The sequence below is a fragment of the Thalassotalea crassostreae genome (assembly GCF_001831495.1).
Classification (GTDB): domain Bacteria; phylum Pseudomonadota; class Gammaproteobacteria; order Enterobacterales; family Alteromonadaceae; genus Thalassotalea_A; species Thalassotalea_A crassostreae.
Genome location: NZ_CP017689.1, coordinates 3319416 through 3345729, shown reverse-complemented (window position 1 = coordinate 3345729; position 26314 = coordinate 3319416). Strand labels below are relative to the sequence as shown.

Below are 26314 nucleotides of genomic sequence, written 5' to 3'. Positions count from 1 at the left end.
ACCTTCTGAAGCAAGTTGTGACTAAATTATTGAGATGCTTCTACGATTGTTTTGTACCAGAAGGAAAAGTCGATAAGAGCAGCGTCAAATACCCAGTTTAGCAATACTTTCAACTAAGAAATTTAAAAAAACCTTTGTTTTAGGTGGGATCATATCTCGACTTAAATAAATGGCATAGGTAGAACTCAGCTCTTCATAGGGACTAAATACATCTTCTTTTAGTACTTGGGTTAGCTGCCCATTTTCTAATTCTTTTTTTACCGCCCAAAAGGGCATTAAAGCTAACCCGGCATCATTAAGAACTAATTGCTTTTGACCGTTGACTGAGTTCACAGTAAGAGCATTACCAATAACAAGCTTTGATCTTTCATCGGTCATTAAATACCAATCCTTCCATCGAGAATAACCATATCGAATACATTGAAAGTTAACTAAATCATCAGGGTCTTTAGGAGTACCGTGATTCGCTAAGTAGGAAGTACTTGCACATAATATAAAGTTGTTTGATGCTAAACGTCGGGAAATAAGGCTTGAGTCAGGTAAGCGGCCACTGCGAATGGCTATATCGATATTTTCTTCCACTAGGTCAACCACTCTTTCTGTCAATTCCAGCTGTACATTGATGCTTGGATACAAGAGCATGAAGTCGTTAATTAAAGGCAGCACAACACTTTCACCAAAACCAACCGTCATACTTAATTTGAGCTTGCCTTGTGGCTTTTCTTGCAGGTCATTTACTGCTCTTTTAGCATCATCGAATTCGGTAACTATTCGTTGTGAGTATTCATAGTATTTTTTTCCAGCTTCTGTTAAACCGGAATTTCTGGTGGTCTTGTTTAATAGTTTTACTCCAAGCTCTTGCTCAAGTGCGGCTAGCTGTCGCGAAATTGAAGATGGCTGGACATCATAGATTCGACTAGCTGCTGAGATGCTGCCTGTTTCAACTACGCAGTTAAAATACAACAATCGATTTAATGAGCTCATGACTTTACCTTTCAAGTTAGTTAGTAATAACTTTAACTCTGCATTGCTTAAAAGGCAAAGGTGATTTGCTTTTGTGATTATTGTTTGCCTTATCAGCAATCGGTAAAATGCCCTCACTTTAAACCAACAGAGTAAATATTATGAAGGCAATGATAATTAAAGAGATCGGTACAACTGATGTATTCCAGATGGCAGACAAAGCTAAACCTGCTCTCAAACGTGGCCATATGGTAGTAGAAGTCAAAGCGACGAGTGTAAACCCGATTGACGTCATGTTGAGATCTGTTGAACTTCCTTGGTCTGCTAACTTACCAGAAATACTACATGGTGACGTTGCCGGTATCGTTGTAGAAGTTGGCGAAGATGTGAGCGACTTTGCTATTGGTGATGAAGTGTATGGAATGGCTGGTGGTATAAATGGTGTAGACGGCGCTTTAGCGGAGTATATGTTAGTTGATGCTCGTCTTATGGCTAAAAAGCCTAAAACACTTTCTATGAAACAAGCCGCGGCACTCCCATTAGTTGCAATAACTTCATATGAAGCACTTGTAAATAAAATGAATGTCTCTGCAGGTGATAACGTTTTGATTCATGGAACAACAGGCGGAGTTGGCCATATTGCAGTGCAGCTTGCTAAGGTATTAGGAGCTAATGTTACTTCAACACATTCACCGGCTAACGCAGAACTTGCTAAAACGGTAGGTGCAGATAATTTGGTTGATTACACCAGTGTAAAAGTTGAAGATTATGTGCAAACTTACACAAATGGTGTGGGCTTCGATAAAATATTTGATACTGTCGCAGGTGAAAATATTCAACAATCATTTGAAGCTGCTAGGTTTAACGGTCATGTATCCACTATTTTACCGATTGAGGATCCGTTACAAGTTGCGCTTAAAAGCTTGTCGTTTCATAGTGTATTAATGTTGATCCCACTTGTTCATGGGATTAATCAACAATCACATGGTCGTATTCTCACTGAAATTGCAGCGTTAGTTGATGCTGGAAAGATCACCCCAATTATTGATGAGAGCAATTATTCGATCTGGGATGTGGCTAAGGCTCACGATAGATTTTCATCAGGTAAAGTGGTAGGAAAGCTTGTACTAACAGCTTAAAATTCATCAGAATGAAAGGTATCGGCAGGATTTGTGTTATTTCCTACCCGATACCTTAAACAACAATAGAAATAAATACGATGGTCTTTTACTAATATTGTGCGTCTGAATCTTCGCTTATTCGAGCTAATCACTACTTCTTCTTTTTAGATGATTTTGCTGCGATAAAAATAATAATCATTACCACGACAATGCCACCAATTGCTGACCAAGTCATAAATACTCCTTTTTAATTTATTTCCGTAACTATTTATATGAGCTTAGGGTTACTTTAATAATTTACGCTATTTAACATGACTTTGTATAGATAGGCATAAAAAAGCCGCTCAGGAGAGCGGCTTTAGTTCACAACATTATTAGTCACCTAAAGTGTATCTAAATCCGACTGCATATCTTGCACCGTATTGAGCTGCACTTAAGAATTGACTCTCGAAACGACTGTATGAACGCTCGGTTTCTTCAGTTAAGTTTACACCTTCAAAGAATACGGTCATATTTTTCGTCACATCGTAGTTAATGCTTAGGTCCCATTGAAGAAATTCTTCTGCGTATTGCGGAGGAGAACCTGCTGCATCTGGAAGACCTTGGCCAATTAGGTACTCATCGCGCCATGCACCAGTGATCTTAACTGACAATCCATCTTTTTCATAGAATCCCTGCAAGTTAGCTGAATCACTTAGCCCGGCCAGTACTGCTTGTGATAACAAGCTATAATTATCGTATTCAACATCGCCATCAACAAACGTTGCATTGAATCCAGTACCAAAACCAGAGTCACCAAACATGTGTTGAATTGCTAACTCGATACCATTAACTTTACGTGAGCCAACATTTTCTGGAGAACTAATTGTCCAGTCAATCAATGGGTCACTGGCAGGGTCTGGTAGAACTCGATTGTTCTCACCAATACCTACGCCGTTGCTCACGATCTCATTGTATATAGCAGTGTCAGTCGCTTGCTCACCTCGTCCTTCTATAGTGCTTACAGCATTGTTCCAGCGTTGACCTTGGTAGACATCATGTAAATGATCATACGTAGTAGTGACTTCTGTATTGTCAATCCAATCATCTACATCTTTCCAAAATAAACCTGCAGCTGCATAACTTGCATCGTCATAGTAATATTCTAATGTAAGGTCTATGTTAGTCGATTTAAATGGCTTCAAATTTGGGTTGCCTCGGCTACCACTTCTTGAACCAATTTTCGGTGATGGTGTTAAGCTTAGGTTTCCAAGCATATCACCAAGTGTAGGTCTGGTGATTGATTGTCCCCAAGATGCTCTAGCAACTAAATCGTCGGTAATATCAAGTTTTATGTCTAGCATTGGAAGAAGTACGTCGTAGCTACCTTCATAGTCAACTTCAACAAGTTCACCACCACTAGCAAACTGTGTTATCCATTCTGAACCACCTGCCCAATAAACGAGCTCAGCTACTTGACTCTTTGCAGGGCTCACTATTTCGGTTTCTTCATAGCGCACACCAACATTTACTTCGATGTAATAATCGCTAATTTCAAAGTCCCAATCTGTTGATACATAGAAACTGGTTGTATCTTCTTCTATTTTATTCGTTGGAAAACCATCGAAGGTTCCAATTTCATATGCATCACTACCAAGCACTTCTTCAGTTAATACAGCTTCTTGTCTAGCGATTGCTTCTTCGATATCGTACGTATACGCGTAACCTGGAGCTACGCCACCTGAACCGAAAGAAAACTGATCAAGGAAGCCGCCTAGGTCGACTCTTGTAAACATACCGTCTGGAAAGATCTCAGCAAAAGTACCATTATTGAAACCTGGTGCATTTGCGTTGTTTGAACCACCCCAGCCACTAAGAGATTGTTCCGTGTAAGCTGCGCCAAACTTCACGGTGTTTAACCCGATGTCAGTTTCAACTAACCACTTACCGTCTAACTGAATTTGGGAAACTTCAGACTCACCTGGTGTTCTTGTAAATATACTGAAGTTTGAACCGATTTGACTTGGGTGTATTTCTTGAGAACCGTTATTCCAGTTGATATTAAAGCCTGGAATGTCGCCTCCTCGGAAAAAGTATTCTTTGCTTGCAAGATCGGCAGAGCCTAAGATAACTCTTGCGTTTGCCCCAAGGCCAGAATCTGCACCATTGTCGGTTTCAGTTTTAGAATTATGTGCATCAAGGGTAAAGCTCAAATCATCAGTCACGTACCATTCGATATTGATACCGGTTGCAGCTGAGTCAACTTCACTGGTTTCTCTAAAGGAAGTAAATGAACCATCATCGCCTGATGAATTGTAATAAATCGCAGTACCGTTTTCATCTACCTCATATGAATTTGCGTTACCACCAAAGGAGCCATTCCATATCCCCCATGAAAGAGAGTTATTGCCTGTTTCTGCTTTAGTGATGGTATGGTCAACGGTAAAAATCAGATCATCCGTTGCTGCAAATTGAAAAGTTACTTGCGCATTGATACGTTCACGCTCTACGTCATCTCTAGAAAAGCTGATTTCTTGCGGGAAGAAAGTTGCAGCCATTGGCCCTACAGATTGTTCACCTGTTTCTGGATCCGTTCTCATACCGACATACTGTTTAACTACTTCACCATTAGCATCCACAGGTCTGTTGTCAGTGATATTTTCATCGTCTACTGACAATGAAGGGTTAACTATCCAAGAGCGAACATTCGCTGCTTGTCTCTGAAAATCCCTACGCTGATAAGAGAAATTGGCCGATATACCATATCTATCGTCATCAAAGGTATTACTGTAAATACCTGAAATTTCAGGCGTTAAATCATCTCCAGCTTCAACTGAAGTGTCGTGTATTCCTTTGGCCATAAACGAAAACTTTTGACCTGGATTTTGAAATGGCTTAGACGTTACAACATTTATTGTTGCACCAAGACCACCTGTTGGAACATCTGAACGTGCAGTTTTGTATACTTCTAATGTACTTACACCTTCAGATGACAGGTTTTCAAAATTAAATGAACGAGTAAATCCCGTTCCTGCCATTTGTCGACCGTTTAGAGTTACTAAGTTGAATGAAGGACCAAAACCACGAACCGTTACTTGGCTACCTTCACCGTTGGCACGGCTTACTGAAACACCAGTAATACGTTGCAAGGATTCAGCTAAGTTGGTATCCGGAAATTTACCCATTTCTTCTGATGAAATTGCATCAACAACACCAGATGAACTACGTTTTACATCCATTGAGCGAACTAAACTGCCTTTGATACCTTGAACTTCAATGACTTCTATTTCATCTTCTTGCTGCTCTGTGACAATCGCCTCATTAGCAGCCTGTTCTTCTTCGGCATAAGCCGGCATTAGCATACTTGTGCCTAGTAGTATTGAGATAGTGGCAGCAAGTTGTTTTTTATTAAAGTTAACTTGTTTCATAATTTTCCTACTTATTTTTTAAGTATTTATGTTCAATGTGAAGTCAACGTATGACTGATTTATTGTCATTTTTAATGTCATACGTCGCACATTAATATTTGTTATTGATTAATATTAAGGGTTAGCAATTTTCAGATTATCAATTCGATAAACCGCGCCTTCACCCGCTCCCCATGCTGGGAAAATCATCAATACATCAATATCACTAATATCAACTTCAGCATCGAATATATCTAGAATAGTAAATGTGTAGGTTTGCCATTCACCTGTTACTGGTGCTGCACCTTCAAGACTTTCAGTTAAAGAAAATTCTTTAGCTTTATCACCGCCGCCCGATTCAATTTTAAATTTCCAATCGGCACTTGAGTCAATTGGCGCAGATACAACTTTCATATCAAATTGCACGACACCACTTGATAATAACGCGCTGGCATCAAATGAAACACCGCCACCGCCATCAACAGAACGTGAAGTAAGACCCATTACCGTCGCTGTTGCCCCGATAGAGAATTCTGCTGTCGCACCGTGATCTTCATCATCGGTTTCAACCGTTGGTGTAGAGCCTGCACAACAATCCCATAACACCCAACCTGATGTCGCGTTGTCTTCGAACAGCATGCCAGACGCTGAACCGCCACCACTACTTGCTGCACTTGGAGAATAAATCTTGGCATTATCTACGCGGTAAACTGCACCGGTACCTGTTCCCCAAGCTGGGAATATCATGACAACATCAATGGCACTAACATCTAGACCCGCTGCAGACAAATCTGCTAACTTGAATGTATAGGTTTGCCATTCCCCTACTACTGGTGCGACTTTTTCTTGGCTATCTAGAACAAAATCTAAATCAAGAGTAGTATCACCTTCAGCCGATTCTAATTTTGCTTTCCAATCAACATCACCACCATCAGCTGGTGTCATTAGTTTTAATTCGAATTGGAATACGCCATCAGCGAGAATTGCTGTTGCATCAAATGGAATACCTGCACCACCATCACCTGAGCGAGAGTTGAAGCCCATAACAGTTGCGCCGTCACCGATAATTGTAAATTCAACGGTTGTACCGTGTGCTTCGTCATCGATTTCTTCTGTAGGCATAGTGCCGCTACAACAGTCCCATACCGCCCAATCAGAGTTAGCCGTATCTTCGAATAAAATAAGCTCTGGAGCAGATACGCCTTCTTGTGCAATAGTTACGTTATCAACATGATAAACCGCACCTTCACCTTGACCCCATGCTGGGAATATCATTACCACGTCAATTGCTGAAAGGTCTAAACCAGCATCAGCTAACGTTGAAAGGTTAAATGAGTAACGTTGCCATTCACCAACAACCGGAGCAACACCTTCTATGCTTTCGGTCAGTTGGAACTCAGCTTCAGTAGTACCTTCACTACTTTCTACTTTCAGGTGCCATGTAGCAGTAGCATTAGCCGGTGCTGTGACAATTTTCATATCAAAAGCGATTTTACCATCTGCAATCATAGGTGACGCATCAAAAGGACCACTGCCTTCAACGCCGTGACCTTCACGTGTGGTATAACCCATTACTGTTGGGGCAGCGCCGATTTCAAATCTTGAAACCGCACCGTAATTAGCATCTTCGTCATCAACGACTTCTGGAGTTGAACCGCCACAGCAATCCCATAATTGCCATAAAGGATTTTCAGCGTCATCAAAAATAGTTAAGTTAACCGGGATACCTGATGAAGGTGGCGATGGAATAGGCGCTGCACCTATAACAAGTGCGTCTTCTTCATCTTTATAACCGGCACGTACTGTGTCACAACCTTTACCCGTGTCTGGGTCTATAGAACACTCATAAACACGTACGTAATCAATTGAATAGGTTTGACCATCGGCAAATGCTGCCGGGTCGATACCGCCGTCATTTACATTACTTGCCCAAGTACCGCCAACAGCCAAGTTGAGTAATAAATGAAATTCTTGATCAAACGGTGCTTCATCCCAATGAGTTTCAAGCTCACCAGTAACTTGGTTGTAGTATTCTACAAACCAACCACGATGACTTAGTCCAATTGCGTCACCTTTTGAGTTATATCTCACTTTTGAAGCCATTTGAGTCGCGTATAAGTAACCATCTACATACCAACGCATTTCACCTTCTTGCCACTCAACTGCATAGGTATGGTAGTCATCAGCAGGATTTGAGTCAGCTGGCATCATGTATTCTTTACCAGAGCGAGAATTGTTCGGTGAATCTTTACCGTAATGTAACGTACCGTAAATGTGAGATTCAGTAACGCCTTCATCGTTAATTGTTTTTAAATTAACGGCTTCTAAAATATCGATTTCACCAGAATTTGGCCAGCCACCGTATACGTCATCCGTAGGTAGCATCCAAAATGCGGGGTGTGAACCTTGACCGTATGGAAGTTTCGCTCGCATCTCAAAACGACCATATTTAAAGTCGCCTAAGTTTTTTGTGTTTAAACGAGCTGAAGTGTATGGCTGAGGTGCGCCTTCTTCTGCTGGTAATGCGACAATGTTTAATACACCATCGGCAACATATGAGTTTTCAGGGCTATCTGTATAACACTGCTCTTCTTGGTTACCACCACCATCACAATTAATTTCATGGAACCATTTGCTCGAATCGATTGAATCACCATCGAATTCATCATTCCAAACCATTTCCCAATCGCTAACCGGCTGGCTAACGTCGATTGATTTATAGTCCGTGTCTGTGTTTGTGTCGTCACAGCCTGCTAAGCCTACTGTTACGGAAACACCGATCATTGTTGCAATGGCGCTAGACTTAAGTTTTGCGCTACCTATTTTAGTCATGTTCTCTCCCCAGAGATTTTGTTCAGCTCGCATTCTTATAGTTGTAGAGATTGAATGTAAAAATGAACAAATTGTTAATGTCTTAGCTTAGTGGTACCACAGCAAAATTTTAAATAGTAATGAAATACGGTAAAACGGATTAAGGAAAAGTTAAAATGGACAAATCCATTTTTTCGTCCTGAATTTGCTGCAATATTGCTTTCTATAGAACAACATAAATAGCAGTCATCATCCAGCTAAATTATCGACAAAGTGGACTTCCTGTCGCTCCTTAAGTCCGCTTGAACTTATTTCGATTGCACTAGATATTTTATTGATTAATGTCGGCATTAAGTAAAATTACGCAATATGCAAACGCAAAACATTTAAACCTATTTAGGTTGGACTTAATATGAACCCTAAAGCGATAAACGGTAACTTCGTTACTTTAGCTGACGAAAGATACTATGCAATTAATAATATGGATCAAATGGATCCATTTTTTATAAGCGTTATATCAAACAGTGATCATTGGTTATTTATTTCATCTACTGGCGGCTTAACCGCAGGTCGTGTTTCACCCAATACGCCACTTTTTCCTTACGTTACCGTGGATAAAATTCATGACAGTTATTTACACACTGGCAGTAAAACTCTTTTTAGAATCAAAGATAATAACAACTACCTTCACTGGGAAGCATTCAATAAGGAGCATGACGGTAGATATGATATAACTCGTAATCTCTATAAAAACATCTTAGGTAATAAATTGTGCTTCGAGGAAATTAACCACGATTTACAACTTACGTTTAGATACACCTGGTTGTTCAGTGAAGAATATGGTTTTGTCCGTAATAGTGAACTTATAAACCATGGTTCAATGGCAAGAAATATAGAGCTAATCGATGGCTTACAAAACTTGTTGCCAGCTGGTACCCCGCGTTTTACACAGACCAACTCAAGTAACTTAGTCGATGCTTACAAATGGAGTGAGGTCGATGTTCAAACAGGACTAGCGTGTTTCACTTTGTTTTCTGCCATTACCGATAGAGCAGAACCTGCTGAGTCATTAAAGGCTAATACCGTATTTAATCTGGGTCTTGATAACGCATCTGTACTACTTTCGGCTGAGCAATTAAAAGCATTTAGACAGGGACAAAGTATTAATGCAGAACCGCATAAACGCGGGATCCGTGGTTGCTATTTTGTTAACTCAAGTTTTGCATTGAGTGGCCAAAGCAGTAAGAGCTGGCAAATAGTTTCCAATGTAGAACAGACACAGACACAAGTGGTTAGTTTAGCAAGTCAGCTAAATGACCGCAGCGCTTTAGCCAATACGATTGAGCAGAGTATTGCTCATGGCAGTGATGAATTATCTAGAATCATGGCTTCAGGTGATGCATTCCAGATGACCGCAGAAGAAGAAGTTTCGGTGCATCACTATGCCAATGTACAGTTCAATTTGCTTCGCGGTGGTGCCGTTGATAATCAATATTTGATTAATACGTCCGATTTTGTTCATAGCATTAAACACTTCAACCTTGATGTATTTAATCGTCATCAAGAGCTACTGTCTGGATTACCAAAGCAAGAACTTTTCCCAAGTCTGTTAACACATATTAAACAGGCTAATGACCCGCAATTATTGCGCATTTGTTATGAGTATTTACCAATCGCTTTTGGTCGTCGTCACGGTGATCCGAGCCGTCCTTGGAATGACTTTGCCATTAAATTGAAAGACGAAAATGATAATCGTTTGCTGACTTATCAAGGCAACTGGCGTGACATCTTCCAAAACTGGGAAGCGCTAACGTTTAGTTATCCTGAGTTTATCGAAAATGTCATCGCTAAATTTGTTAACGCCTCGACGATTGATGGCTATAACCCATATCGGATCACCAAAGATGGCATCGATTGGGAAGTAGAAGATGAAGCGGATCCGTGGAGTTATATCGGCTACTGGGGTGATCACCAGATCATCTATCTTGAAAAGCTACTTGAGCTTTCTCAACAGTTTCATCCGCAACGATTAAATGAATTATTAACTAAACAGATATTTAGTTATGCCAATGTGCCTTATCGCATAAAGCCTTTTTCTGATCTTGTTTTTAATGCTAAAGATACCGTACTTTTTGATGAAGAATTAGCGCAAAAAATTGAACAGCGAGTCGAAAAAATTGGTGCTGATGGCAAGTTGTTGCTCGATAACAATGGCAATGTTTACTTAGTTAACTTACTTGAAAAATTACTGGTAACCTTGCTGGCCAAACTTGGCAACTTTGTTGTTGAAGGTGGTGTCTGGTTAAATACACAACGCCCGGAATGGAACGATGCTAACAATGCGCTCGTTGGACAAGGGTTATCCATGGTAACGCTGTCTTACTTGCGTCGCTATGTAACGTTTTTGCAAAAGTTATTAGTTGATCAAACAAGCGATGTTTTGCTGTCAACGGAAGTGAATCAGTGGCTACTCAAAACCGCTGAGGCAATGAATGAACTAGAGCCGCTGATTAGTGGTGGCAAGCTAAATGGTAATCAACTGACAGATCAGCAACGCTATGAACAGTTAGAAAAACTTGGTAATGCTGCCTGTGAATACCGTCAAACTATTTATAAACAACAAGTATTTTCTGGACAACAATCACAATCTGTTGAAGTGATTAATAACATGCTCAGTAATGCTCTAGCGGCAATTGATCATACAATGGCAGTTAATGAGCGCAGTGATGGTCTGTATAATGCGTACAACTTGATCAGCTTTGAGCAGCAATCGGCACAAGTTGATACTTTATATCCAATGTTGGAAGGACAAGTTGCTGCATTAAGCTCAGGTACCTTAAGTTCAGAACAATCGATCAAGGTATTTGAATCATTGTTTGCAAGCACCGTTTATCGTCAAGACCAGCAAAGCTTCTTACTTTACCCAGAACGCAAATTACCAAGCTTCTTAGAGAAGAATGTTATTGCAAGCGATGACGTTTATGGCTCTACCATATTACGTAAAATGCTGACTTTAGATGACCGTCAAATTATTGAAAAAGATTCAAATGGTGCATTTAGATTTAACGCAGAATTTAAAAACGTTAATGATTTAATCGCAACTATCGATGCGTTAGAAGGACGCTACGGTGATGAAATAATTGCTGAGAAAGAAGCTCTTATTGCGATATATGAATCGGTTTTCAATCATCAACAATTTACCGGCCGTTCGGGTGGTATGTTTGGCTTTGAAGGTTTGGGTTGTATCTATTGGCATATGGTATCGAAACTATTGTTAGCGGCAGAAGAAGTATTCTTTAAAGCGGTTGAAAATAACGAAGATGCCGAAGTTTGTCACCAATTAGCAAACTATTACTATCGCGTTAGAGAAGGCTTAAGCTTTAACAAAACGCCGAAAGAGTATGGCGCATTCCCAACCGACCCTTATTCACACACGCCAAAACATGCTGGTGCACAACAACCAGGTATGACCGGACAAGTAAAAGAAGAAATCTTAACTCGTTTTGCTGAGTTTGGTATTCGAGTGAACAATGGTTCAGTATCATTTTCACCTTATCTATTACGTCAATGTGAATTCTTAACTGATGCAAGTGAATTCCGCTATTTAGATGTGCACAGTGAATGGAAAACTATTGGTTTGTCGGCGAAGCAGTTGGCGTTTACTTGGTGTCAAATTCCGTTTGTTTATAACTTAACAGAAGACAATGCAGCACCAGTAACTGTTAAGTTCAACGATGGCAGTACACAAGTAATAGATTCACTTGCATTAACTACTGATTTAAGTGCCGATGTATTTGAAAAAAATGGCAACATCAGTCAAATAACAATCAATGTTTCGCCAGCTAAATTGCATGGCGAATAACACTAACTAATTTTATTTTTACTACTATTTTCTTTGGAGTTTAACGTGTCAGGTAATGCTTATAAAAGACAGCTGTTGGCAGGAAACGATTATAAAAATGTTTCGACTGATGAGCTAAAATCAATCGCGAAAGCTGTGCTTGATGACAAGATACACGGTATTTCTTTTAGTCCTTACGTTGAAGGGCAAGGGCCGGGCAGTCAAATTAGCAAACAGCAAATTAAAGACCGTCTGCAAATAATACAAAACAATATTAATTGGGTGAGAACGTTTTCTTGTACTGAAGGCAACGAACAAATTGCTGAGATAGCAAAGCAACAAGGGTTAAATACCATGGTTGGCGTTTGGTTGGACGATGACTTGAAAAACAATGAATTAGAGCTGAATAATGCGATTGAAATCGCAAAAGCAGGTCATGTTGATATTCTTGCGGTCGGCAATGAAGTGCTACTTAGGGGCGATTTAACCGAAGACCAATTAATCGATTATATCAATCGTGCAAAACAGGCGTTGCCCGATATCGAAGTTGGTTATGTTGATGCATATTATGAATTTGAAGACCACCCAAGAGTAACGGATGCGTGTGACTTAATCCTTGCCAATTGTTACCCGTTTTGGGAAGGGTGTGCACTAGAATATTCATTGCTTTATATGAAAGATATGTACCAGCGCGCATTAAAAGCAGGTAATGGTAAGCGGGTTATTATTACTGAAACTGGTTGGCCAGAAATGGGCACAGCGGAATACGGTGCTATCCCATCTACCGATAATTCTTTGAAGTATTTTATCAATACATTCGCTTGGGCTGAGCAAGAAAATATCGACATTTTCTATTTTTCATCATTTGATGAGGCATGGAAAGTTGCTGCCGAAGGTGATGTTGGTGCCTATTGGGGAGTATGGGATAAAGACGGAAATCTAAAATACGATCAAGCGGTTTAGGTTAAGCGGCTTAGATTTAGGGGTATATAACTAGCATTTAACAGCACCGTTTAGTTTTTAGACGTTTAAAACATAAAAAATTAAAATCAAAACTAAAGTAAAAATAAGAATAAAAAACAAAATAAATAACAAATAAAGGTTGTAACGAAATGAACATAAAGCATGGTAGCGCAATTTGCTATTCAGGTTACCGCGAGGACCAAAATCCACGACTAGGAATTTATCCAAGCTATGACCAAGTTAAAGAAGATTTATTAATATTATCAAAGTATTGGCAACACATTCGTATTTACGATTGTGGGCCACATGCAGATATTGTTTTCAATGTTCTTGAAGGCGAAAAAATTGATCTTAAAGTGATGTTAGGCGCTGATATTGGCGCAGAAGTTGGCAATCCAAACTGTCCTTGGGGAGCCCAATACTCAGATAGCCAATTGCTCGAAAACAAAAATGCAAATGAAGCGCAAATTGAACGTTTAATCGTGCTCTCAAAACGCTATGAGGCTTATATTTCTTCAGTTTCGATAGGCAATGAAGCCAGTGTTGATTGGAGTGATCACTTAGTACCCGTTGATCGCTTAATTGGTTATGTTCGTCGTATTAAAGAAGAGATAAAGCTACCGGTAACTTTCTGTGAAAATTATCTCCCTTGGGTTGAAAAACTTGCGCCGTTAGTTGCTGAGCTAGATTTTATTTCGATTCATACCTATCCGGTATGGGAGTATAAGACTATTGAAGAAGCAATTGATTATACAAAACAAAATTATGATTTTGTGGCTAACAGATACCCGGATAAGCAAGTCGTTATAACTGAAGCTGGTTGGGCTACTCAATCGAATGGTCGAGGTATTGAAACATGGAATGCATCGCCAGAGTTACAAGCGACATATTATCAGCAGTTACTTGATTGGAGTTACAGCGATAATATCTTGATTTATGTGTTTGAAGCCTTTGATGAACCTTGGAAAGGCTCTGACCATCCACAAGAGCCGGAAAAACATTGGGGTTTATTTGACGTAAATCGCAAACCTAAAAAAGTCATGGCGGAACTATTTAAGACTAGCGATAAGGAGCTGACAGCTGCTTGTTAGTTTTTTAAGGTGTTGATAGTAAAGAAATGTTTATAAATGTCAGCAAGAAATATAGTATCTTTATTTAAATTTATAGCTTTAAATACTGAAACTAAGTACGATAAAGTTAACCTTACCCTAGTAACTTATATTCTAGGGTGTTGCTTACTGAGATTTATTGAATGTTTAAAGATATCCTCAAAAACCAATCAAGCCATTTTTGGTTAATTCAACTAGGCTATTGGTTTTTTATATGTCTGATTAGCTTATTCACGCTAACCGTTTGGTATGGGCCTTTCAATATCACCAATGTGATGCATACCTTTGTGCAGTCGGTATTGGGCTTTATACTTTCAATTCCTTTGTGTAAATTCATTATGGCTTTTTGGGAATCCCCGATGAGCCGCAGATTATTCGCAACACTTATTGGTGTAATATTTATTTCATTGGTTTGGACTTTGATCCGAATGCAAATATTCATCGTAATGATGGTACCAGAGGATAATATTTGGGTTGAGTTTGGCGGTTGGTTTTTTTCTAGTATTTTCGTATTTTTGAGTTGGACAGGTGTCTTCTACGGCGTTAGGTATTATCAACTTTTGCAATTAGAACATCGCATCATGTTAAAGGCTGAAGCCGAAACCAAGCAAGAGTTAATGAAGCGAATTATTGCCCAAACTGAAGCTAGAGAAGCGCAAATTAAGATGTTGCGCTATCAATTAAACCCCCACTTTTTATGTAATACGTTAAATGCGATTAATGCGTTGATAGAAACGGAAGAATCTAAGATCGCACAAGATATGACAGTCAAATTGAGTAAGTTTTTACGCTACTCATTAGATCATAACCCCGATAATAAAATTGCTTTGCGCAACGAAATCAATGCATTGAATTTATATTTAGATATTGAAAAAACTCGCTTTGGCGACAGATTAGCACTGGATTTTCAAGTAAGCTCTGAGGCGCAAAATGCAAAGGTGCCGAGCTTGATTCTACAGCCAGTAATTGAAAACTCGATGAAACATGTGATTGCCCAAAATGAAGAAGGCGGTACGATTAGCCTCAAAGCTGATGTTATTGATGACAAGTTAGTTTTGGAAATGTCAGATACAGGCTCTGGTATTAAAGTGGGGCGCAGTAAATTACAGATATCTCAAGGCAGGGGCGTTGGACTTCGTAATATTGACGAACGTCTTAAGGTACTTTATCGTGAGAACTTCAGCTTTGAGTTGAACATCTCTGCATCGGGGGGGTTGAAAACTACGATCACCATCCCGTATGAATCAGCAGTTAGTTCATCATAAATTTTATTAAGCAGTAACGTTGAAACACTATGACTAAATTAAAAGCTATTATCGTCGATGATGAACCACTTGCATTAAAACTGCTTCGCTCAAAGCTTAGTAAGTTTGACGAATTGGAAATAATTGCTGAATGTAAAAATGGTCGCGAAGCCATTCAAAAGACAATGGATTTGGCACCAGATATTATCTTTTTAGATATACAAATGCCTGGCACAGATGGCTTTGGAGTCATTAAAAAATTACAAACCGATGTTGTGCCTATGGTTGTTTTTACTACTGCTTTTGAACAGTATGCTTTAGATGCGTTTGATGTTCATGCGGTAGATTACATTTTAAAGCCTATCGATGAAGAGCATATCCAGCGTGCAGTAACACGAGCAATTAATCGCTTTAATCGTGGTGATGGCGAAAATAGTGAAGATAACAAAACGAGAATTATTGGTGCTATCGATAGTATCAATGAAAAGCAAACTGTTGAAACTCGATTTACCTCACAATTTAACGACACAGAGCAAGGTTATGACCTACAACAAGCAGCTGTAGAGCGTAAAGTCGTGATTAAAGACAGAGATGATATCACTTTGCTTAAACAAGCTGATATTGAATGGATTGATGCTGCTGGAGATTATGTTTGTTTGCATGCCGACGGCGTAACTCACATTAAACGCAGTACACTTAAAAGCTTATTAGAAGAATTAGATCCGAGTATCTTCAAGCGTGTGCATCGTTCGACCATCGTAAACCTTAATTTTATTCAAAAAGTAATTCCGCACACTAAAGGTGAATTCTTTCTAAAACTTGGTGAGTACGACCAGGTTAAAGTCAGCCGAAATTACCGCGATGTCATTAAAAAATTCTTAACGGATATGTAATTTTTAAAGCGTTTTTGCAGCGACACTTGTATATACATGTGTTGCTCATTACTGCATTTTGGGTTACATTGCCCATCGTTTTCAAACAGCAGTAAAATCATAGGAACGTCTTATGTCTTCATCACATTCTTGGCAAACTCTTTTTATCAATGTAAACCTTGCGACTATGACTCAAGGTGGCACTTCCTATGGTGAAATTGAAAATGCGGCACTTGCTCTAAGTGACGGTAAAATTGCTTGGTTAGGTAATATCGAGCAACTGCCACAATACGACACAGAAAACGTTGAGGTGATCGACGCCCAAGGTAAATGGATCACCCCAGGTCTCATTGATTGTCATACTCATATTGTCTATGGCGGCAACCGTGCAAACGAATTTGAATTACGTCTAAAAGGCGCGAGTTATGAAGAGATTGCCCAAAATGGTGGCGGTATTGTTTCAACGGTAAAAGCGACGAGAGAAGCGACTGAAGATGAATTGTTTGCAAGTGCTTACAAACGTCTTGGCGCCCTACATAATGAAGGTGTAACAAGTTTAGAAATAAAATCTGGCTACGGTCTCGATTTAGAAAATGAAGTTAAAATGCTAAAGGTCGCAGCACGTTTACAACAAAGTTTACCGGTCAGCGTACAAAAAACATTTTTAGGTGCTCATGCATTGCCTGTCGAGTATAAAGATGACAGTGATGGCTATATCGATTTAGTTTGTCAGCAAATGATCCCGGAAGTTGCCAATCTTAATTTAGCCGACGCAGTTGATGTATTTTGTGAAGGTATAGGTTTTAGTTATGAGCAAACCGAACGCGTATTTAAAGCAGCTAAAGAACATGGCATTAATGTTAAAGTACACGCCGAACAATTGTCTGATTTAGGCGGTACTGAGTTAGCCGCTAAATACAATGCGCTTTCTAGTGATCATCTAGAGTATTTGTCTTTAGCTGGCGTCAAAGCAATGCAGCAAAGTGGCATGACTGCAGTATTGCTTCCAGGTGCTTTTTACTTCTTACGTGAAACTAAATTACCACCGGTACAGATGTTACGTGATAATAATGTGCGTATTGCAATTGCCACGGATGCTAACCCTGGCTCTTCTCCTATTAACTCGATTCAATTAATGCTGAATATGGCCTGCACCTTATTTAGATTAACGCCGACGGAAGCACTGGCAGGAGTTACTTGTAATGCCGCGCGTGCATTAGGCATCCAAGATAAAGTAGGCGAGTTAGCAGTAGGTATGGATGCTGATATTGCCCTTTGGGATATTCAACAACCGGCCCAATTGTGCTACCAATACGGTGTAAACCCATTAAGTAGCCTCTACAAACAAGGTAAGAAAGTTATCTAAACCGTTTTCCTTGTTGCTGCGGTTAAGTCACTATTATGCCGGAGTATAGAGTGAGCAATTCGGCCGAGTAATTTGCCCGGCAGTATCATTAGGTAATTTTTACTATTACACTTATCGTGATTTTCACTTAAACTTTAGCTAATACAAATGATATACCATTAATAGCCAGAGTTTATTTGAAAGTGAGCCTATGAAAGCTAACAATAATATAGATGTAGATTTACTTGATAACCTAAGTGAATTTAACGACCCTTTTTTCAAACAGTTTACTGTGAATAAAAGAGATACACCGCTGGAATTAACACCAAGCCTATCTAAAGACTATTTATTTCCAACTTTTTATGGCGATACATCGTGTGCAATCGCGGTTTTCCTTTGTGATTATGAACAAGCGAAAAAGCTTCTGCCGCATTCATCATTAAAACCTGTCAGCATGCTAAAAGGCCGAGCGTTAATTACCTTTTCCTGCTATCAATACCGAAATGTTTTAGGTGTAGCACCTTATAATGAAATAGCGATGACTATCCCGGTGATGACCGACGACGGTATTGATATGCCACTTCTACCGATGGTGGCGGAAAAATTATTTAAAAACTTTGGCTATCATGTATTTCATATGCCGGTAACGTCTTTGGAGAATCAAATCCGAGGTCGTAAAATTTGGGGCCTGCCAAAAGTAGTTGATGATATAAACATCGACGTTGTTAATGATGTAAGTCATATCGCGGCGACAGACGAGTGGGGCAATGAATATTTTTCGTTAAAAGTGCCAACTAACGGCAAACCAGTGGCTTTTGACGTGCGTTCAAACTTGTATTCGGTTCTAGATGGCAAACTAAAACAAAGTGCGACTCAATTTAAGGGAGAATTTAATCTTATCAAACATATGGATAGATTATTTAAATCTGGCGGAGATGATCCAGGCGTATTAAAGATAGGAGAAGGGCCTTACGGCGATATGCTGAAAAAGTTGAAAATAGAGCCTCAACCTTTCCAGTTTAGACATGCAAACTCTATGAATGCATGCTTTGAATTACCAAACAAAAACTTTAACGGTTAATGTTTAAAAGCTAAAAATTACTAGTCTATATCGAGCGCTTCTTGCGATAAGATAATGCCAGTATTGTCAGCATAGATAAAATCGTCGGGTAAAATAGTTACGCCGGCGAAGTTCACCGCAACGTCATCCTCTCCAACATTACTATCGTCAGCTCCGACTGGAATAGAAACCATTGCTTGGATACCAATTTCAATATCTTCTAGTGCATCTACATCGCGAACACTACCGTAGCAGACGATACCTTGCCAGCCATTTTTAGCCGCAGTTTCTGCAATATATACGTCAATTAACGCGCGTCTCGTAGAGCCACCACCATCGATAACTAAGACTTTACCTTCACCGTTTTGCTCGACGGTTTCGCTGATCAAACCATTCGCTTCAAAACATTTTATTGTCACTACACTGCCACCAAACGAACTGATGCCACCATAATTGCTCAACATTGGCTCTAAAACATCGATAGAATCAGCGTAAAGGTTGCATAGCTCAGACGTGTTGTATTCCATCGGGAACTCCAGTATTTGTATGGTTTGAATTAACGTTAGTATTAGTAAGTATTTGAATTAACAATAAGTATAACGTCTTTGATATTGTCGACAAGTGAAAATTTATTATTCATTGCTTGAATAAAACGATGTGACTTTTCTTTAGGCATTAAAAAAGCGCCTTTTAGGCGCTTTTTTCAAACTGTCAGACTTAAGTAGTCCAAGTAAGTAATGTAATATTACTTCTTGCTTAAGATGCTGAAACGCTTGTTGAACTTGTCTACTCGACCACCAGTTTCTACAGCTTTTTGCTTACCAGTGTAGAATGGGTGACATTCAGAACAAACATCTAAGTAGATGTCTTGGCCTTTAGTTGAACGAGTTTCAATAACGTGACCACAAGAACAAGTTGCTTTCATGGCTACATAATTTGGGTGGATACCGTCTTTCATGGGATTACCTTATTTAGGCCGTATCGCCATCTGGTCATTATTGCCAGACACCATACGAGTTACATTTATTTAAGGGTGCGAATCATACGGCAACATTCGCATGAGTTCAACTAAATCAGTTAAAAAATAGCCAAAAACATAAAAACTTTACAATTTGAAACGGATTTTAGCGCGCAATCAATAAAATTTCCGTTAAATTGTCTTGGCAAAGTGATCATTACTAGTCAAAATGAATGTATTAATAAAAGTATAAATGAATAATTTGAATCACTATTTTGGCTAATAAACCTAACTATCTGAGCGTTGCTGTTCCTGTGCCTATGCGGCAGAGTTTTACTTACTCGATCCCAGATAAATTGGCTGATCTAGAGTTTAGTATTGGCGATCGTGTGCTCATTCCATTTGGCAATCGACAAGTGGTAGGCATAGTTCTCAAAACAGTCTTTGCCGATGAGCTTGGTGATATAGGCCTTGGTGATATAGATAAGGACAAACTTAAACCAATAATTAGCCGATTTGATAACACTACTCGCCTATCGAAGGAGCAAGTTAATTTTCTAAATACCTGCTCCCGCTATTACCATCATCCAATTGGGGATGTTATCTCTCAAGCGTTGCCGGTATTACTTCGACAAGTAAAGCCTGTTGATTTAACGCCACCAGCATGTTGGCGAATAAATGATGAGCTATCAGCGGCAGATTTTGAAAAAACAAAAGCCACTATTAGCAAAACAGCGAAAAAACAAGTCGCTTTGCTTGACTATATTGCCAACCAACAAGAGTTAACTTGGCCAGAAATTCGACTGGCGGGTTTTACTAAGGCTCAAATTAACGCGCTACTAAAAAAACAGCTGATTTTTGAAGATCAAATTAAGCTGCGCCCATTTAGCATGTCTAAAGCAGCGGTAAATGAAGCTGATAAACCGCAATTATCCATTGAACAATCGGTAATTGTTTCTGCTATTAATCAGCAACTCGATAAGTTTTCTTGTCATTTAGTCGATGGCATCACCGGTAGTGGTAAAACCGAAGTGTATTTGCAAATAATTGAGCAAGTATTACTTAATAGCAAACAAGTACTGATTTTGGTTCCTGAAATTGGTTTAACGCCGCAAACCTTATCGCGTTTTGAGAAACGCTTTAAGGTACCGGTGGTCTTGCATCATTCTGGACTCAATGACAACGAACGCTTACAAACCTGGAGTCAGGTTAAGCAAGGACAGGCGGGTATTGTCATTGCCACTCGTTCGGGGGTATTTTCACCGTTAGCTAATCCCGGCATCATTGTTGTTGATGAGGAGCATGACGCGTCATTAAAACAACAAGAAGGGTTTCGATATCACGCTCGTGATTTAGCCATTTTAAGAGCACGAGCGCTGAATATTCCTATCGTGTTAGGTAGTGCCACACCATCGTTAGAAACACTGCAAAATGGTTTGCAGGATAAATACCAATACCATCAACTAACAAAGCGTGCAGGAAAAAGCAGCTTAGCAAGTATAAGTTTGGTTGATATGAACACCGAACAAGTTGAATTTGGCTTATCCGGTACATTAAAAGCACAAATAGCAAAGACTCTAGAACGCGGCGAGCAGGTCCTAATCTTTCTAAATCGACGTGGTTTTGCGCCGGCAATTTCTTGTGAAGAGTGTAATTGGATTTGTGAATGCCAACGTTGTAATAAACCCTATACATTGCATCAAACTCAGAACCTTTTGGTTTGTCATCATTGTGGTAGTCAAAAACGTATTGTTCGACAATGTGGTGAATGTGGTAGTGTTCGCATAAAGCCGCTCGGACAAGGTACTGAGCAGCTGGAATATCGAATCCAAGAATTATTTGCAGACTATTCGTCAGTGCGCATCGATAGAGATAGCACTCGTCGCAAAGGTGAATTGGCAAAACTATTGGAACAAGTGGCGAACAAAGAACATCAAATCTTGATTGGCACACAAATGTTAGCCAAAGGTCACCATTTTCCCGACGTGACCTTAGTTGCCATTCTAGATGTTGATGGCGCTCTGTTTAGTTATGACTTTAGAGCGCCAGAAAAAATGGCACAATTGTTAGTACAAGTATCAGGTCGCGCTGGACGAGAAAGTAAACCTGGTAAAGTTATTGTACAAACAAGGTTTCCTGAACATCCGTTACTACAGGACTTGGTTAATAATGGCTATGGTCATTTTGCTCGATATGCACTTATCGAAAGGGAACAAGCCATGCTACCACCATTTTCTTTTCAATCATTGTTTCGCGCTGAAGCAAACTATGCAGACTTACCCATGTCGTTTTTAAGGGATATAAGTCAAGGTCAATTTGAACAATGCATGGTTAGTGGTCCTATCGCTGCCGCACAAGAAAAGAAAGCCGGAAAATATCGCTTTCATTTGTTGTTACAGGCGAAGAGCCGCAATCATTTACACCAAGCGGTAGCGCAGATCATTGCCAATATCCATTGCCATCCGGCACAACATAAAGTACGTTGGTCAGTGGACGTCGATCCGCAAGAGTTATCTTGGTAGTATTGAATAATCATGCGCTAACTTAATATTTACAGCAGTATCAAGATAAAACACTGTACATTAAGGTTTGGTTGGTTAAAATTGACCTTAATATTCTAATAATAAGTTTTTTGATTGTATGGCTCATCAAGATTACATTTCCCGTCCTCGTACGACAAAAAAAAAGAAAAACCCTTATCAAAAAAAAGCTAAGGGTAAAAAAGCTACGCCACAAAACGGTATGAAAGCAATGATCAATATCTTTACCATCGTAGCTATTATCGCTGCTGTGGTATGGGCGCTAACAAGTTTACGAGCGAATAAACCAGATGATGTCACGGTACCTGAAATAGAGTTAACGCCAGCGGAAACGACTAAGCCGAAAACAAAAAGCAGCGATTTACCTGAGCCGCCAGAAGACAAATGGACCTACGATGATATTTTAGAAGAGCGTGAAGTCTCTGTTGAAGGAACCTATGAAACAAAGTCTAAAGGACCGCAAAAATTACAATGTGGTTCGTTTAGAACATCAGCCAAAGCAGAAGAGTTAAAGGCAAAAATTGCATTTTCTGGGTTAAGCTCACAAGTTCGAAAATCTAATGGTAAAAATGGGGTTTGGTACAAAGTGGTTTTAGGACCGTACGAGAACAAACGCGGTGCTGAAAAAGCCAAACATAAATTACGCGCCAATCAAATTAATTACTGCAAAATTTATCCTTGGACTTGAAAACCAAGGGATCTATTCCCACATTAAAGTTAAGACATTGTCCGGAGTGCCTATTTGCACTCCGGTTTTATTTATAGAGGTTTAATGTGACTACTATCGTATCTGTTCGACGTAACGGCAAAGTATGTATTGGCGGTGATGGCCAAGTTTCCCTAGGTAATACCGTAATGAAAGGTAACGCCCGTAAGGTTCGTCGTTTATATAATGACAAAGTATTAGCCGGTTTTGCTGGTGGTACAGCAGACGCTTTTACCCTGTTTGAACGTTTTGAAAGCAAACTTGAAATGCATCAAGGCCACTTAACTAAGTCAGCTGTTGAACTTGCCAAAGACTGGCGCAGCGACCGTGCACTTCGCAAGCTAGAAGCGATGTTAGTTGTTGCCGACGAAACCGCATCATTAATCATTACCGGTAACGGTGATGTTGTGCAGCCAGAAAATGATCTTATCGCAATCGGCTCAGGCGGAAACTACGCACAATCAGCAGCCATTGCGCTACTTGAAAATACTGAATTAAGCGCCCGTGATATCGTTGAAAAATCTTTAACTATCGCTGGCAATATCTGTGTGTTTACCAACTTAAATCACACTATTGACGAAATTTAATCACAGTGAGTTTTAATCAAGTTGCTAACAATTAACAATTAACTATCAACGATTGAAATTCGCTGTCAGACATATAGGAATGTTTTCATGTCAAATATGACTCCACGTGAAATTGTTCACGAACTAGATTGCCATATCATTGGTCAAAATGACGCTAAAAAAGCCGTCGCAATTGCATTGAGAAATCGCTGGCGCCGCATGCAACTTGACGATGAATTACGTGCAGAAGTAACGCCTAAGAATATTTTGATGATAGGTCCAACGGGTGTTGGTAAAACTGAAATTGCCCGCCGACTAGCCAAGCTAGCTAATGCACCATTTATCAAAGTGGAAGCGACCAAATTTACCGAAGTAGGTTATGTTGGTAAAGAAGTTGAAACCATTATTCGTGATCTTGCAGATATGGCAGTAAAGCTGACTAAAGAACAAGAGATGAAGCGAGTAAAGCATTTAGCCGAAGAAGCTGCTGAAGAACGCATTTTAGATGTTTTGATCCCTAACCCCCGCAATAACTTTGGTGAAGAAGAAACAACGGATAATTCATCGACTCGTCAGGTATTTCGTAAAAAGTTACGTGAAGGCAAATTAGACGACAAAGAGATTGAGATTGATGTTGCCCAGCAGCAAATTGGCATGGAAATCATGGCACCTCCTGGAATGGAAGACATGACCAACCAATTACAAGGTATGTTCCAAAACCTATCTCAAGATAAAACTAAAAAACGTAAACTGAAAATCAAAGACGCGTTTAAAGCATTGCAAGAAGAAGAAGCGAGCAAATTAGTTAATCAAGACGATTTAAAAGAAAAAGCGATTTATGCGGTAGAGCAAAATGGCATTGTCTTTATCGATGAGATTGACAAAATTTGTAAGCGCGCAGATACCTCTGGTCCTGATGTATCTCGCGAAGGTGTACAACGTGATTTACTACCATTAGTCGAAGGCTCAACAGTAAGCACTAAACATGGCATGGTAAAGACAGATCACATTTTGTTTATTGCCTCTGGTGCATTCCAGATGTCAAAACCGAGTGATTTAATTCCAGAATTACAAGGTCGTTTACCAATTCGTGTTGAGTTAAGAGCCCTTAAGGTTGATGACTTTGTTCGTATTCTTACCGAACCTAATGCGTCATTAACAGAGCAATACATTGCTCTTATGGCGACGGAAGGGGTGAAGGTTGAGTTTACCGAAGACGGTATTAAATCGATAGCTACTGCAGCATGGCAAGTAAATGAAACAACCGAAAACATTGGTGCCCGTCGTTTACATACAGTTATGGAACGCCTGATTGAAGAATTATCTTTTAGTGCGGACTCAAAAAGCGGTCAAACCATTAGTATTGATAAAGCATTCGTTGAATCTAAATTAGATGTGTTAGTTAAAGATGAAGACTTAAGTCGCTTTATTCTATAATTAACGACATACTGATAGCAGACGGTTTTAACGAGGGAGCATAAATGCCAATCGAACGCATAACAATTGATCGTAGCAATAATCAATTAAGCATTGAGTTTGCCGATAAATTTCAACAAAACTTAAGTTTTGAGTTCTTACGTGTTTATTCTCCCGCAATTAAAGCCGCGAAAAAAGGTCAACCAAACCAGCCGGTAAGCAACCAAAAAATGGTGAATTTAGTCGCGATTGATACGGTTGCTAAACATGGTTTTCGATTGCACTTTGATGATACGCATAATGCTATCTACAGCGCACAGATCCTAGAAGAATTCGCCCACAATAAAGCTCGTCTATGGCAGGAGTATCTTGATGCGCTTGCCACGACTGGTCATAGCCGCGAAGCTATGATCGAAATAAAACAAGTACTATAGGCATTGTAATGACCAATAACGATATTTTACGCCGCATCCGCTACATCTTTAATTATGGCGATTCACACATGCTTAGTATTTTTGCTGAAGCGGATTTGACCGTTGATATTGAACAATATCATCACTGGATGCGAAAAGAAGAGGATGAGAAATACGTTAACTTAACGGATACTAATTTAGCCATCTTTTTAAACGGATTTATCAACAAAAATCGCGGCAAAAAGGACGGTCCTCAAGCAAAACCTGAGTCAAATTTAAATAACAACATTATACTACGTAAGCTTAAAATCGCATTAAACCTTAATGACGTCGATATGATAAACATTATGGAACTAGCCGATGTTCGCATAGGCAAGTCAGAATTAAGTGCGTTTTTTAGAAAGCCTGCCCACAAAAACTTTCGACAGTGTAAGGATCAATTTCTGCGTAACTTCTTAAAAGGTATGCAAGTTAAGTATCACGACGGTGATCCTTGGGCTAAACCAGCAGCTGAGTAATGAAGCGCTACCTTCTTATCGCGGTTGGTTTTGGTTTCGTCGCGCTGGCACTTGCTGGCGTCGTCTTACCGGTATTACCGACCACGCCATTTTTATTAGTCGCAGCGGCTTGTTTTGCTAAATCATCAAAACGCTGCCATCAATGGCTGCTAAACAATAAACTATTTGGTCCAATCCTACATAACTGGCATCATCGTCGCTGTATACCTCTAAAAGCGAAACGTATCGCGATGCTAAGTATTATTGTTTTTGGCGGCAGTTCAGTAATCATGTTGCCTAACGTATATGGCCAAATCGCGACAATTGTGCTGCTGTTAATTGGCTTTTTAGTGGTTTATAACTTAAAAGTTTGTCAATCGACTGAGCCTTCTCATAAGTAGTTTTCCTTTCTAAATAAACTCTAGTGTTTCTAATTTCTGATAAATTTAAATAAGTCGTTGATTAATGTTGTATATTTAAATCAATAACAACAATCTTAGTGT

General features: G+C 39.6%; 20 protein-coding genes. 15 read left to right on the top strand and 5 right to left on the bottom strand.

Annotation, left to right across the window (positions count from 1 at the left end):
* Positions 1 to 84: 84 nt before the first annotated feature.
* Complete coding sequence (locus LT090_RS14500) at positions 85 to 984, bottom strand: LysR family transcriptional regulator (RefSeq protein ID WP_068544278.1); 900 nt, start codon at positions 982 to 984, stop codon at positions 85 to 87.
* Positions 985 to 1124: 140 nt separating this feature from the next.
* Here LT090_RS14500 and LT090_RS14495 point away from each other — a divergent pair, with 140 nt between their 5' ends.
* Positions 1125 to 2102 (top strand): zinc-dependent alcohol dehydrogenase family protein, encoded by a 978-nt coding sequence (locus LT090_RS14495; RefSeq protein WP_068544277.1) that lies wholly within the window; start codon positions 1125 to 1127, stop codon positions 2100 to 2102.
* A 356-nt stretch (positions 2103 to 2458) separates the two neighbouring features.
* Here the strand turns inward: LT090_RS14495 and LT090_RS14490 are convergent, their stop codons facing one another.
* Both LT090_RS14490 and LT090_RS14485 read right to left on the bottom strand, forming a co-directional pair.
* On the bottom strand, positions 2459 to 5491 hold the full coding sequence (locus tag LT090_RS14490) for a TonB-dependent receptor (protein ID WP_068544276.1): 3033 nt from the start codon (positions 5489 to 5491) through the stop codon (positions 2459 to 2461).
* 114 nt (positions 5492 to 5605) lie between these two features.
* Entirely contained in the window at positions 5606 to 8302 is a 2697-nt protein-coding gene (locus tag LT090_RS14485; RefSeq protein ID WP_068544275.1) for a glycoside hydrolase family 16 protein, read from the bottom strand.
* A gap of 391 nt (positions 8303 to 8693) precedes the next feature.
* On the opposite strand from LT090_RS14485, the gene LT090_RS14480 reads away from it, so the two are divergent.
* The 7 genes from LT090_RS14480 (at position 8694) to LT090_RS14450 (ending at position 18736) form a co-directional block, all read left to right on the top strand.
* Positions 8694 to 12143: a hypothetical protein gene (locus LT090_RS14480; protein ID WP_068544274.1), complete on the top strand. Its 3450-nt coding sequence runs from the start codon at positions 8694 to 8696 to the stop codon at positions 12141 to 12143.
* A 45-nt stretch (positions 12144 to 12188) separates the two neighbouring features.
* Positions 12189 to 13085, top strand: coding sequence for a glycoside hydrolase family 17 protein (locus tag LT090_RS14475; protein WP_082896992.1), 897 nt, complete (start codon positions 12189 to 12191; stop codon positions 13083 to 13085).
* Between the two features lie 149 nt (positions 13086 to 13234).
* Entirely contained in the window at positions 13235 to 14176 is a 942-nt protein-coding gene (locus LT090_RS14470; protein ID WP_193408706.1) for a glycoside hydrolase family 17 protein, read from the top strand.
* Between the two features lie 377 nt (positions 14177 to 14553).
* The gene (locus LT090_RS14465; RefSeq protein WP_332452269.1) at positions 14554 to 15459 is read left to right on the top strand and encodes a sensor histidine kinase; all 906 of its coding nucleotides are present in this window, start codon (positions 14554 to 14556) and stop codon (positions 15457 to 15459) included.
* A gap of 29 nt (positions 15460 to 15488) precedes the next feature.
* Entirely contained in the window at positions 15489 to 16331 is an 843-nt protein-coding gene (locus LT090_RS14460) for a LytR/AlgR family response regulator transcription factor (RefSeq protein ID WP_068544272.1), read from the top strand.
* Positions 16332 to 16443: 112 nt separating this feature from the next.
* Positions 16444 to 17676, top strand: a complete 1233-nt coding sequence (gene hutI / locus LT090_RS14455; RefSeq protein ID WP_068544271.1) for an imidazolonepropionase — start codon at positions 16444 to 16446, stop codon at positions 17674 to 17676.
* A gap of 190 nt (positions 17677 to 17866) precedes the next feature.
* Complete coding sequence (locus LT090_RS14450; RefSeq protein ID WP_068544270.1) at positions 17867 to 18736, top strand: acetoacetate decarboxylase family protein; 870 nt, start codon at positions 17867 to 17869, stop codon at positions 18734 to 18736.
* Between the two features lie 20 nt (positions 18737 to 18756).
* Here the strand turns inward: LT090_RS14450 and rraA are convergent, their stop codons facing one another.
* Entirely contained in the window at positions 18757 to 19242 is a 486-nt protein-coding gene (rraA, locus tag LT090_RS14445; RefSeq protein ID WP_068544269.1) for a ribonuclease E activity regulator RraA, read from the bottom strand.
* 218 nt (positions 19243 to 19460) lie between these two features.
* Positions 19461 to 19673 (bottom strand): 50S ribosomal protein L31, encoded by a 213-nt coding sequence (gene rpmE / locus LT090_RS14440; protein WP_068544268.1) that lies wholly within the window; start codon positions 19671 to 19673, stop codon positions 19461 to 19463.
* Between the two features lie 275 nt (positions 19674 to 19948).
* On the opposite strand from rpmE, the gene priA reads away from it, so the two are divergent.
* From priA to LT090_RS14405, 7 genes are all read left to right on the top strand, one after another.
* Positions 19949 to 22195, top strand: a complete 2247-nt coding sequence (gene priA / locus LT090_RS14435) for a primosomal protein N' (RefSeq protein WP_226996488.1) — start codon at positions 19949 to 19951, stop codon at positions 22193 to 22195.
* A 118-nt stretch (positions 22196 to 22313) separates the two neighbouring features.
* Positions 22314 to 22901 (top strand): SPOR domain-containing protein, encoded by a 588-nt coding sequence (locus LT090_RS14430; RefSeq protein ID WP_068544266.1) that lies wholly within the window; start codon positions 22314 to 22316, stop codon positions 22899 to 22901.
* Between the two features lie 86 nt (positions 22902 to 22987).
* Complete coding sequence (gene hslV / locus LT090_RS14425; RefSeq protein ID WP_068544265.1) at positions 22988 to 23506, top strand: ATP-dependent protease subunit HslV; 519 nt, start codon at positions 22988 to 22990, stop codon at positions 23504 to 23506.
* An 87-nt stretch (positions 23507 to 23593) separates the two neighbouring features.
* Positions 23594 to 24922: an HslU--HslV peptidase ATPase subunit gene (hslU, locus tag LT090_RS14420; protein WP_068544264.1), complete on the top strand. Its 1329-nt coding sequence runs from the start codon at positions 23594 to 23596 to the stop codon at positions 24920 to 24922.
* A gap of 44 nt (positions 24923 to 24966) precedes the next feature.
* Positions 24967 to 25335 carry a gamma-butyrobetaine hydroxylase family protein gene (locus LT090_RS14415; protein ID WP_068544263.1) on the top strand — a complete coding sequence of 123 codons (369 nt, stop codon included), beginning with the start codon at positions 24967 to 24969 and terminating at the stop codon, positions 25333 to 25335.
* A gap of 8 nt (positions 25336 to 25343) precedes the next feature.
* On the top strand, positions 25344 to 25832 hold the full coding sequence (locus LT090_RS14410) for a YehS family protein (protein WP_068544262.1): 489 nt from the start codon (positions 25344 to 25346) through the stop codon (positions 25830 to 25832).
* Positions 25832 to 26212, top strand: a complete 381-nt coding sequence (locus tag LT090_RS14405) for a YbaN family protein (RefSeq protein ID WP_068544261.1) — start codon at positions 25832 to 25834, stop codon at positions 26210 to 26212. The genes LT090_RS14410 and LT090_RS14405 overlap by 1 nt, the downstream gene beginning before the upstream one ends.
* Positions 26213 to 26314: the final 102 nt, after the last annotated feature.

Coding starts and splice junctions, on each gene's coding strand:
- LT090_RS14480 (WP_068544274.1), top strand. CDS start 8,694: ATGAACCCTAAAGCGATAAACGGTAACTTCGTTACTTTAGCTGACGAA.
- LT090_RS14495 (WP_068544277.1), top strand. CDS start 1,125: ATGAAGGCAATGATAATTAAAGAGATCGGTACAACTGATGTATTCCAG.
- LT090_RS14465 (WP_332452269.1), top strand. CDS start 14,554: ATGAGCCGCAGATTATTCGCAACACTTATTGGTGTAATATTTATTTCA.
- LT090_RS14450 (WP_068544270.1), top strand. CDS start 17,867: ATGAAAGCTAACAATAATATAGATGTAGATTTACTTGATAACCTAAGT.
- LT090_RS14485 (WP_068544275.1), bottom strand. CDS start 8,302: ATGACTAAAATAGGTAGCGCAAAACTTAAGTCTAGCGCCATTGCAACA.
- hutI (WP_068544271.1), top strand. CDS start 16,444: ATGTCTTCATCACATTCTTGGCAAACTCTTTTTATCAATGTAAACCTT.
- LT090_RS14500 (WP_068544278.1), bottom strand. CDS start 984: ATGAGCTCATTAAATCGATTGTTGTATTTTAACTGCGTAGTTGAAACA.
- LT090_RS14490 (WP_068544276.1), bottom strand. CDS start 5,491: ATGAAACAAGTTAACTTTAATAAAAAACAACTTGCTGCCACTATCTCA.
- LT090_RS14405 (WP_068544261.1), top strand. CDS start 25,832: ATGAAGCGCTACCTTCTTATCGCGGTTGGTTTTGGTTTCGTCGCGCTG.
- rraA (WP_068544269.1), bottom strand. CDS start 19,242: ATGGAATACAACACGTCTGAGCTATGCAACCTTTACGCTGATTCTATC.
- LT090_RS14460 (WP_068544272.1), top strand. CDS start 15,489: ATGACTAAATTAAAAGCTATTATCGTCGATGATGAACCACTTGCATTA.
- rpmE (WP_068544268.1), bottom strand. CDS start 19,673: ATGAAAGACGGTATCCACCCAAATTATGTAGCCATGAAAGCAACTTGT.
- LT090_RS14415 (WP_068544263.1), top strand. CDS start 24,967: ATGCCAATCGAACGCATAACAATTGATCGTAGCAATAATCAATTAAGC.
- LT090_RS14430 (WP_068544266.1), top strand. CDS start 22,314: ATGGCTCATCAAGATTACATTTCCCGTCCTCGTACGACAAAAAAAAAG.
- hslU (WP_068544264.1), top strand. CDS start 23,594: ATGTCAAATATGACTCCACGTGAAATTGTTCACGAACTAGATTGCCAT.
- LT090_RS14470 (WP_193408706.1), top strand. CDS start 13,235: ATGAACATAAAGCATGGTAGCGCAATTTGCTATTCAGGTTACCGCGAG.
- LT090_RS14410 (WP_068544262.1), top strand. CDS start 25,344: ATGACCAATAACGATATTTTACGCCGCATCCGCTACATCTTTAATTAT.